Source organism: Prolixibacter denitrificans (assembly GCF_003014495.1).
Taxonomy (GTDB): Bacteria; Bacteroidota; Bacteroidia; order Bacteroidales; family Prolixibacteraceae; genus Prolixibacter; species Prolixibacter denitrificans.
On the sequence record NZ_PYGC01000023.1, the window covers coordinates 1 to 10,561 of the forward strand.

The 10,561-nt window shown below is 35.7% G+C and carries 10 protein-coding genes; all 10 read right to left on the bottom strand.

What is annotated here, in order from left to right; all coding sequences use genetic code 11:
* Positions 1-361 precede the first annotated feature (361 nt).
* Genes CLV93_RS19855 through CLV93_RS19900 form a run of 10 tightly spaced genes read right to left on the bottom strand, consistent with a single transcriptional unit; the run spans position 362 to position 9,998 of the window.
* Complete coding sequence (locus CLV93_RS19855) at positions 362-1,738, bottom strand: DUF1302 family protein (protein WP_106543983.1); 1,377 nt, start codon at positions 1,736-1,738, stop codon at positions 362-364.
* A 3-nt stretch (positions 1,739-1,741) separates the two neighbouring features.
* Positions 1,742-2,428: a glycosyltransferase family 2 protein gene (locus tag CLV93_RS19860; protein ID WP_106543984.1), complete on the bottom strand. Its 687-nt coding sequence runs from the start codon at positions 2,426-2,428 to the stop codon at positions 1,742-1,744.
* On the bottom strand, positions 2,425-3,120 hold the full coding sequence (locus tag CLV93_RS19865) for a glycosyltransferase family 2 protein (protein ID WP_106543985.1): 696 nt from the start codon (positions 3,118-3,120) through the stop codon (positions 2,425-2,427). The genes CLV93_RS19860 and CLV93_RS19865 overlap by 4 nt, the downstream gene beginning before the upstream one ends.
* Entirely contained in the window at positions 3,117-3,941 is an 825-nt protein-coding gene (gene glsA, locus CLV93_RS19870) for a glycerol acyltransferase (RefSeq protein ID WP_106543986.1), read from the bottom strand. Before glsA ends, CLV93_RS19865 begins: the two co-directional genes overlap by 4 nt.
* Before the next feature lie 17 nt (positions 3,942-3,958).
* Entirely contained in the window at positions 3,959-4,804 is an 846-nt protein-coding gene (locus CLV93_RS19875) for a patatin-like phospholipase family protein (protein WP_106543987.1), read from the bottom strand.
* Between the two features lie 3 nt (positions 4,805-4,807).
* Entirely contained in the window at positions 4,808-5,356 is a 549-nt protein-coding gene (locus tag CLV93_RS19880) for a 1-acyl-sn-glycerol-3-phosphate acyltransferase (RefSeq protein ID WP_106543988.1), read from the bottom strand.
* Between the two features lie 8 nt (positions 5,357-5,364).
* A complete protein-coding gene (locus CLV93_RS19885; RefSeq protein WP_106543989.1) occupies positions 5,365-6,312 on the bottom strand; it encodes a 3-oxoacyl-ACP synthase III family protein in 948 nt (315 codons plus the stop codon).
* Between the two features lie 29 nt (positions 6,313-6,341).
* Entirely contained in the window at positions 6,342-7,079 is a 738-nt protein-coding gene (locus CLV93_RS19890) for an outer membrane lipoprotein-sorting protein (RefSeq protein WP_106543990.1), read from the bottom strand.
* Between the two features lie 19 nt (positions 7,080-7,098).
* Positions 7,099-9,357: an efflux RND transporter permease subunit gene (locus CLV93_RS19895; RefSeq protein WP_106543991.1), complete on the bottom strand. Its 2,259-nt coding sequence runs from the start codon at positions 9,355-9,357 to the stop codon at positions 7,099-7,101.
* A 59-nt stretch (positions 9,358-9,416) separates the two neighbouring features.
* The gene (locus CLV93_RS19900) at positions 9,417-9,998 is read right to left on the bottom strand and encodes a TetR/AcrR family transcriptional regulator (RefSeq protein ID WP_106543992.1); all 582 of its coding nucleotides are present in this window, start codon (positions 9,996-9,998) and stop codon (positions 9,417-9,419) included.
* Positions 9,999-10,561 lie beyond the last annotated feature (563 nt).

Below are 10,561 nucleotides of genomic sequence, written 5' to 3' on the forward strand. Positions count from 1 at the left end.
ATGATTTAACGAACCGCCGTATACGAGACCCGTACGTACGGTGGTGTGAGAGGCTTTCCCCGTCAGTTTCTGCTGGCGGGGCAGTCTACTCGATTGGCAACTGGTGTTCATTTGTATCAGCCTGTTAATCATTTATTTAGCTTTTGTATTCTTGTCATTGTTAATCTGCACCAATCTATCCACGAAGCACAAATTTATTTTTTTTTGAGCGTGGGTAATCCTAAAACCGTCCTGAAAGGCGGTTACTCGGGCTGGAGAGGCGGAAGCTCTTTTGCAAGCCTTTGGTTTGAGCGTTGGCTCGTGTGGGCTTGCAAATGTGCTTACGACTGTGCATTAGCTAAATGAAAAATGAAATGTAATACTAAAAGCTATATTTCACTTTTAACATGCACATATTATAGTCTTTCAGATTAGCAAATAGATTATCTCCTTTTCCGTCAAATATAACTGTTGATAATGTTATTTCAGCATTGACGGTTGCTTGGTATGCAATCTCCGGCATATAAACAAGCGCATAATTGTCTTTAATATTGCTCCAGTCGGTAATAATGAAACCTCCTCCTAAAGGAGCTACTTTTAACTTTTCATTAAAAAATTTCTTTTCGTACCGCAAAAAGAAATAGTCATTCAGGTTTTCAGCCCCACGTTCCTGAACAAATCCATGCATATACTGAAAATTAAGATAAGAACCATCTGAAAAATTGTAATCACCACCCACTACAAATTTTATATATGGCTTTGTTTTGTCTAAGATTAGTGAATCTTGTGTAACAGGGGTTGGTGACATTGGATAAAACGCTGTTAAGTCGTTTGTCATTATCACATCACTTTCGGGAAGAAAGGCGGCTGCCTCAGCCCAAAATCCAATGCCTGCAATACTTGTTGCCAAATCAGCTCCAATTATGTGGGTTCTTGCAAAAGAAAGTTGAGAGTTAATATTTGTACCTCCCATAGCATCGATAGGGGTTAACGTATTTCTTGTGGCAAAAGGTAACCCATCGTAGCCCCAAACATAGCTCGCTGAAAAGTCAACTCCTTTGGCAAATCCTTTAAATTTTAAACCGGCTGTTGAACTTTCACCTAAATTATAACGAGGTGTCATTATAGTATCCGATACTCCTTTTAATACCATTCCTTGCGGTAATTCCATTGTAGGATTTAGTGCATTAGCAAAAATTCCTACCGGCATATTGGCTGGTTGAAAAAAAGGAATAAAAACTCCTTGTAGAGAGAAATCGCTGTTAAAATAATAGTTCAAATTGATAGCATCAGAACCTCTTCTGCGTCCAAAATCGAGAATATCTTCCAAATCTAATGGATTGAGGTTATCGGTTGGATTTAATTTATCGGCAGTTCCCCATACAATGCGTTGGCGACCAATGGTTAAATCTAAATTTTTGGTAAGAAAACCATATAGTTGAACGTAGGCTTCCCTTATTTCCAAATTGTAGGGGTCAACAATTCCTTTGTTGTACAAATCGCTTGAACTTGTAATAATGGGCAAGCCAATATTTCTGAGCCATACTTCGCTATAAAATTTTGAGCGTTTTGTCTTTTTATCGAGTTTCAAGGTCAGACGGTTTTCATTCCACACCCAATCGTTAGGTGCTTCAAGTAAAAAACGTTCATCGGTTAACAATTCTCCTGACAGTTTAAGACTGTTGTCTTCCTGTGCATTAGTTATGCTTGAAACTGCAACAAGCAGAAGCATAAAAAAAATTAAATTTATTGTTTTCATAATCTATATTTTTTTGATTTGATTTCTAACGATTTTTGTTAACAAATTAAAATTGTTAAACGCCGCTAATGCAATTTGATGCCCCTCCAAAACAAATTCTTTTATTGCTTGTGATTTGCTATTGGCTTTATCAAATTTCGTTGGGTGCTTTAACCCTTCAAGCATAATATATTTAACGCTTTTTTCATGTGCTTGAAAGTAAAGATTGATTAAGGTTTCCACACCGAATTTTGAGGTTTTAATTTCCTCCAAAATTGGCAGCATATCTTTCTTCAACATAGCCCTTTCGCCCGTAAACGATTTGAACGGGTTGAATTTATAGTTAATCAGGGTTTCTGTTGCCTGCCCCAAAACCATATCGCACTCATTCTTGAAAATAGGCGTGATTAACTGTTCAAAATGTTTTTCTTTCAGGTTAGACAAATCGGCATCAATAAAAACGATAATCTCGCTTGTTGAATTTTCAACACCGGTTGCCATAGCGTAACCTTTACCTTTGTTTTCAGGTAAGGTTATACATTTAAGTCTTGGTAAACCAGAAAGTTCAACTAAAATAGCAGCTGTTCTATCAGTTGAACCATCATTTACAACAATAATTTCATCAAAAAAGTAATCGCAGGCAGTAGCTGTTACTTCTTTAATAGTTTTTTCCTCGTTAAAGGCACATATTATTGCTGCTATTTTTCTCATAGTTTAATCCCCTTCCTTACATGCCTTTCAATAGCTTTTAGCAATAAATCATAATTTTTCATCGCCGTATAAGTAATTTCCCACCCTTCGTTGATATAGCTTGTTGTTGCATTAAACGAAGTCATTTTCTTGTACTTATCCTTATGTGTCATACCTTTTAATCTGATAAATTTTATTGATTTGCCAATCGATAAATAATAAAAATATAGTAGGGTTTCTACACCAAATCGTGATTCCTTCATTTTATCGAGTATGAGGGTAATATCTGCTTTATATAAAGCTCTTTCGCCTGTTAAAATCTTTAATGGATTTACATCCTGACTTAAAATATTTACGGTGGAATAGCCCAAAACCATATCGCACTTATTGTTTAATAACGGTGATACCAATTGGGTAATGTAGCCGGAGGGTATAGTTCTTTGGTCGGCATCAACAAAAACCATAATGTCAAAAACAGCATTCTCAACAGCTACCGCCATTGCATACCCTTTCCCCTTATTTTCTTCCAGATGAATGGCTGTTATTTCAATTTCTTTCTGCAGTTCCTCAATTATTTTCTTAGTATTATCCGAAGAACCATCATTAACTACAATAATCTCACTAACAATTAAAGATTCTGAAACTGATAGGATGACATCTTTTAGTGTTTTCTCTTCGTTATATGCACAAATAATTGCTGAAACCTTTTTCATCGCGATGATTTTAAGTTATAAACCTGTTCTTTTACGAACTGAGCCCATTCATAATGTGTTTTATTCTTGTCAAAAACCTGGTAAGAAATTGGTTTACCAATTTTTACTTTTATGGTTTTGTTCTTTTTGTTAAAAATTTCATGTGGTAATAAAACCAACTCTATATTTGCTTTTATACACAGTGCTTTCCTTATGATATAGATAAGATAGAATAAACTGGAATTACGGCCATAAAAGAAAAATGGAACGATGTCGCGCTGATATTCTATGGATTTATTTATAAATGCCTTCTGCCAAACACTGTCCTCAATATTTCTTTCTTTTATTCTGGAAACCAGACCAGCAGGGAAGTGAGTAATAGGTATATCTGAGGCAAAAACTTTTTCTAATTCCAAAAGGTAACTTCTTGAGTTTGCGCCGAAAACGTTAACAGCAGCAATATTTGACTTTAAGTGTGGAATAAGTATAAATACTTCGTTACCTATTGCCCTAAAATCGCCATACTTGCTACCAACCGTTTTTGTTAGTACTAAACCGTCAACAAAACCAAAGGGATGGTTTGCTACAAAAAAGCATTTCCCGTCTTCGGGTAAATTCTCCATGCCTTCAATTTCAATCTTAATGTTTAGTTCATCTTTTATTTTTGACAGAAATTCAACACCCTCGTAATCAGCATAAGCAGAAAGAATTCGATTTATCTCATTTTGTCTGATAATTAGTTTAATCAGATAAATCATAAAGTTGGGTAAGCGTTTCAGCAGCTTTGAATCGCTTTCTTTTATAAGCCTGTGAATATTGATATATTCTTTTGTTGCATTCATTTCCTTATCGATTTTCCCTAATAATTTGTGATTGCCTCTTTTGCCGCACTTTCTCCTAACTCTATCAGTTCTTTTGCTTTGTAAAAGTCAAAAGTGCTGGCGGAATCGTGGGGAATGTTTATCACCAAATCGGGTTTATGTTTTTCAATGTTTAATTCTGCAATTTTTTGTATCATTGCCGATGTCGTACTGCTTAAAAGGGAGTAATATCCTTTGCTGCTCTTGTCTCCCGTTGAAATTAAGGTTAACAAGGGGTTTATCAACCTGTTTAAATATCCATTGTCGATATTTTTTTCATTTGGAATATCAACCTTTTTCTCACCGTATAGATTCACTACAATTAGGATATCACCATTTTTTCGGCGTACATGTTCGATAGGAATTGGATTTAGAATACCACCGTCAACAAGAATGGTATTGTTATATTTTACCGGTGTAAAAACAGCCGGAATTGCAACAGATGCCCTGACAGCCTCATAAAAACTTCCTTTTGTAAAAACGACTTCTTTTTCGTGGAGTATATCAGTGGCAACGGCAGCAAAGGGAATAGGCATATCTTCAATATTCATATCGGGGATAAAAGTCTTCATTTTATCAAAAACCCGTTCCCCTTTCAATAAACCATTTGTTGTAAGTGTAAAATCCATAAAGCCCCATACATCCATTTTGTTAAAGGTACTTACCCACTTGGTATATTCATGTAATTTCCCCATAGCATAAAGCCCTCCAATAACCGTCCCAATAGATGAGCCGGAAACAGAAGTTATTTGAAAGCCTTGTTTCACCAATTCGTGGATAACGCCGATATGGGCAAGCCCCCTTGAGCCACCGCTTGATAGTACTAATGCCACATTCCGTTTCATGTTCTATACTTTTAGTTCATGTGAAAAATTTTCAGGATATTTTGCGCAAACATCAGAGTACAATTCAGCAATCTCTTTTCTAACTATACTAATATCTGTTGGATTGCAAATCACTTTTTTAATTCCGATTTCTTTCTTCCTATAATCAATGTATCCAACAATAATTGGAACATTTGCTCTATTTGCCATATAGTAATATCCTTTTTTCCAACGTGTGACTTTCGCCAAATGTCCTTCCGGCGATAACACTATATGCAGCTCTGTGCTGTTGTTAAATAATCCGGCTACATAATCAATATATTCTTTTGTGTTATCTACTGGAATTGAACCAAAAATTTGGAAAAAGTATTTCAATGGAAATTTGAAAAACTCTTTTTTTGAAAGAAATTTGTAATTTATGCCTAATTGCATCAGGTAAAGCTTTCCATAAAAGCCATCCCAGTAACTCGTGTGGGGAGCAAATATTACAACCGATTTTTTAAGAACAGGAAATTCACCTTTAATTTTCCATCCTAAAATATTTGTGAGAATATATCCTGATAGCGTTCTCATTTATCTGTTTATAATTTTTTAAGTAAAACAGCCCCACTTGAATACCCACCTCCAAAAACAGAAATTACAATCAAATCGTTTGGTTTAAAATTTCTCATATTTTGGGATAGCACGATTGGTGTACTTGCTGAACCGGTATTGCCGAATTGTTCAATATTTGTAAGAATTTGTGCTGTGTTTAATTTTAATTTTTTCGCAACAAAATCTGTAATTCTGGCATTTGCCTGATGAGGGATGAAATAATTCAACTGATTGACAGAAATATCGTTTTTGCGTAATATTTGTTCTGTTTCCTGTATCATATAAGTACACGCATATTGAAAAACGTCTTTTCCAAAAGGCATTTTTATACCTCCATTACCAGGTCTTAGGTATACGCCTTCTATACTTTTGCCAATGTTGCCTAATCCTGTGGTATTAATATCAATTACTTCTACATCTTCATTAGAATGTCTTTCATTGGATAAAACCACTGCTGCTGCACCATCGCCCCACAAAAAACCCGATTTTTCATCTGAATAGTCATTATAAACACTATTGTTTTCTGAAACAATAATTAAAGCGTTACTTGCTTTTTTATTTACAAAATAGCAATCAACTATTTCAAGTGCATTTATAAATGAAGAACATGCAGAATCAACAGTAAAACATTTAGCGTTAGCAATATTGAATTGATTTTGTACTGCATGAGCCAAAGTACCTACTGTATCGTAAGGTGTGTATGTTGCACCGATTATTAAATCAATTTCATTTAAGGATAGAGGCGATTCGAAAAGAACCTTTTTAACGGCTTCAATCGCCATTGAATTTGTATTTTCTTCGGGGCGAGTTCTTCGTCTTTGCTTAATACCGCATTTGGAAATAATGACTTCATCTGAAATATCGTAATTGTCTGTAAAAAAATCATTTGGAACAATTATTTCCGGGATGTATGAGTTTATATAGTTGATTATCATGTTATGAAGCTATTTTGGTGTTTGTATAGCTATTGTTTTAACTTCCTTACTGTAAAATCATCATCTGTCAACCCCGTGTCGTATTTTACATCCGACATTTGCATTTTGGTTTTATGGTTTTTCTTCAAGTCGGTCATTTCTATTTCCGAAGCATTCCAATAATCACCTATTTTTTTGAAAGTATATTTTGCTACTTTTACTTTTGTATTGCCTTTGTCGTAATACTCCATTAATTCAGGATAATAATCTGTTTTATTCACATGTACAATTACTTTTGAATAATCCGATTTACCACCGACAGGAGTTAATTCCAATACATATACATTGCCTTCAGTTTTCACTAATTTTGGGGTGTACTTTACCGAGAATAGCACAGATTCCATATCGTCATAAGAAAAATCGGTGCCTGCAAAGTTTTGATTTTTAGCACTGGTTGCAATTCGTCTTTCTTTACCAAATGCGGGTAAATACAAATACATTACATCATTAGGCAATGACAACACAGCAATGCCAGATTGCGAAGCAGGAGCAGTAAAACGAAACATACGCTTATCGTTTCCTTTCTGTTGTACGGTGGCTTCACGGATTTCCTCTTTCCCGTTTTTGTCTATCAGAATAATTTTATTTTTCCCTGTCATGTCTTTGGGTGAGTACATCACATTGTCCATTTTTTTAAGAATGGTGCTTGCATCCTGTGCATTGGCTGAAAAAACGCTTCCAGCTACGATGATGGCGGTCATTACCGCTGTTTGAATTCTTGATTTCATACTTTTTACTTTTTAATTATTATTGATTATTTGCTATTATTTTACGTTTTCTGTTCACAAGGATTAAAATAACCGGTAATAGCGTTAAAGCCCCAAACCCGGAACCAAACATGCTTACGGCAACAAGTAACCCGAAATTTTGCAATGGCACGATTTGCGAAAACAGAAGGACTAAAAATCCTGCTGATACCGATATGACATTGATAATTACCGCCTTCCCACTAAGCAATATGGTTTCTTCTATAGCTTTTTCAGCATCTCCGTGGCTTATCAAATGTTTATTGAACCCGGTAATTACATGGATGGAATAATCGATGCCGATACCCAAAGCAATGCTGGCCACAAGTACGGTAGCAATATCGAGGGGGATACCGGTTATACCCATGAACCCGAATAAAACAATAATAGTGGCAACAACGGGTATGGCGGCAAAAATCCCTTTTGAAGCGGAGCGTAAAATCAAGCCTACAATTAATACAACCATGATGATAGCTATCAACAAGCTGTTATATTGGCTATTTATCAAACTGCTGTTGAGCTTAACATACACCGACGGCATCCCGGTCAATTCAATTTTACAATGTTCGTTTGGGTTTTCCTCGATGAACCGGTTCATTTTTGCAGTAAACGCCTCAAGTTCTTTACTGTCAACCGATGCAAATTTAGATTGAATAATTCCTTTGGAAAGGTTGTCATTCACGAGTTGGGGCATAACATCCTGCCCATCGAGCAGAAACCATAATTGTTCAATTTTTGCCTTGTCGTCGGGTATTTTTTTACCCTCACCCATGGCATCGTTCATTTGTTCAATCAGGTCTGCTACCGACTGTGTTATTTCAATATTCGGGTCTTCCTTCATGAAATGTTCGGTACTAATCATCATCTTCAGCACCTCGGGGCTTTGCATATCACCTTCAAAAACAACAAATACCGGTAATGAGCCGCCAAATTTTTTCTGCATAACATCCTCTGCAACCCTTGTTGGATTATCTTTCTTAAAATAGTCGGCCATGTTTACACTGGTTTTTATCAGAGATATGCCACCAATGCATAACATTAGCAGAACTCCCCAACCTATTAGTGTATATTTGGGATGTTTAAACAGAAATTTCACTAAGGGCAGCAGAATTTTGTGGGTTAATATGGTTTGCTTTTCTTCGTTTTCGATGACGGTCTTTTTGTTGTACATTGATAACCCCGAAATAAGTGCGGGAACAAAAAAGATGGATAGCACAAGGGCGATTAATGTACCCAGCGCTGTAAATATCCCGAAGTCTTTAATCATGGTGAGGTATGCCCCAAAAACAAATGATACAAACCCGATGGCCGTGGTTACTGCTGCCAGTATTACAGGAACCAGAATATGTCTAAGTGCTTGAACTAATGCCTGTTTTCTGTCTGCAAGTTTATTGTGGTTAATACTGTTGAGTACATGAATTGTATAAGCACTTCCTACAGCAAGCAGCACAACTGGGATTATATTTGAAATAATTGTCAATTCATACCCTGTTACTGCCATTAAACCCATTGTCCATATAACGGCCAAACCTGCTGTGAGCAATGGCAACAATACCCATCTGAAAGATTTAAAACTTAACAATAAAATAATGGCTATAACGAAAAAAACGATGGGAATAAGCCAAACAATATCCGAAACAATCAAATCGTTAATGTCATTCATCATCATGGGCAGACCGCCAAAGTAAATTGTTTCGGGCAAATCCAATGTTTCAATTTTATCCTTAATTTCTTTTGCAACAGCCTGTTTATCTTCGTCAGGGAGAAGTGTAAACATAATTGCAGTTGCCGTTCCGTCTTCCGACACAACAGCTCCTTTGTACATTTCTTTGGAGAAAACATAGTTTTTCAGGCTGTCTAACTGCGATTGTTCAACGGGCAAATCATACTCATCAACCAGCTTGCCGATTTCAATACCCCATTCAGAGCTTTTGATGTCGAGAATATTGGTTAAGCTTGTAACGGTTGAAACACCATTGGTATATTTAAGGCTGTCAGTAATTTGCTTTACATGCTGAATGACTTCTGCTTTAAAAACATCATCAGTTTCCAGAACAATCATTCCCATATCGTTTCCGCCAAACTGTGTGCCTATCTCCTTGTACAACCGGGCAGCAGGGTCATCATCGGGTAAAGAACTTATTATATCAGCGTTTATATGCAAGTTATTTGCCTGATAACTAAAGAAAACTGTTAATCCTGCAACGGCTAAAATAATAAGCCATTTAAATTTTACTATGCTTTCTGCAAATCTGTTCATATTTTGTTGTTTTTATTTTTATACTTAAAACGTTTTATAGTCAGTTTTATGTAAAAAAATTATAGAGATAAACCTTTTGTGAGTATTCCAATTAAACCATCAAAATGAGGAGAGTATTTCGTATATTTATTTTGTAGAAAAAAGGGTATCTCAAGCCCTTTTATAACCATAATGAATATGTCTAACAAAACATCAATATCTCCAATAATAGCAAATTCACCAGTCTCAACACCTTGAAGAATCAACTTTTTCAGGTTTTCTTTTTCCCATGCATCTAATTCGATTCGTAAATCATCAATGAAATGAAAATGTTCAAAAAAATCAGCCTTCAAGGTTTCATGGTAATTTGCAGCAGAATTGAGAATCTCCATTCTTTTAACGAGATATTTTTTTACCTTTTCAGAAGAATTCAAATCAGGATTGTTAACAATAAAAGACAGCTGATTTTTCAGGTTCGCCATTTCAATTGATACAACTTCTCTAAATAAATCCTCCTTGCTTGCAAAATGATAATATAAGGAACCTTTGGCTTTCCTGGCAATTTTTGCGATTTCGTCCATTGTGGTTTTGTGAAACCCAAAGCGACTGAATAACTTATTAGCAACGCCCAAAATTGATTCTTTGGTATTGTCAATACTCATGTTCTTTTTGTACTAAATTAGTTTTTCGGTACAAAGATAACTGTTTTTTTACACTTCAAATGTTTTTAACCTTTTTTTTTACAAATAACAAGAAATGTAAAACGTACCATAGTAGTAAGGGTGGGTTGGGAAGATTGCACTCTTTGGCAAATTTTGGTTTGAGGGTCGGCTGGTGCGATTTGCAAATGTGTGCAATGTGGGTAGGGTTTCTTTCTTCTTTTTGCGGGGGGAAGAAAAAAACAAAATAAATTCCGTCTAATTTGCACTGTCCTATCAAAAAGCTAAATTATTTCCTATTTCAATTCTATCGTTACCGTATCTGCTTGGTCTGTCTTTTTACACTTGTTGCCAACGGTTGGTGTATGAAGCGTTGGGCATTTCGAAGCACTTTCCTGTCAAACCGCTACAAGGTTTATTAGATGTAACGCCCTTAAAATTAGCACTATCCGCCCAATGATTTATACACTTTGTGTGTGCCCAGCATGAGCATGTGCACACTTACTTGTAAGTTCCGGATAAAATTGGAAAATACAATTTTTCCGGGACTAAACAATAAGTGTAGT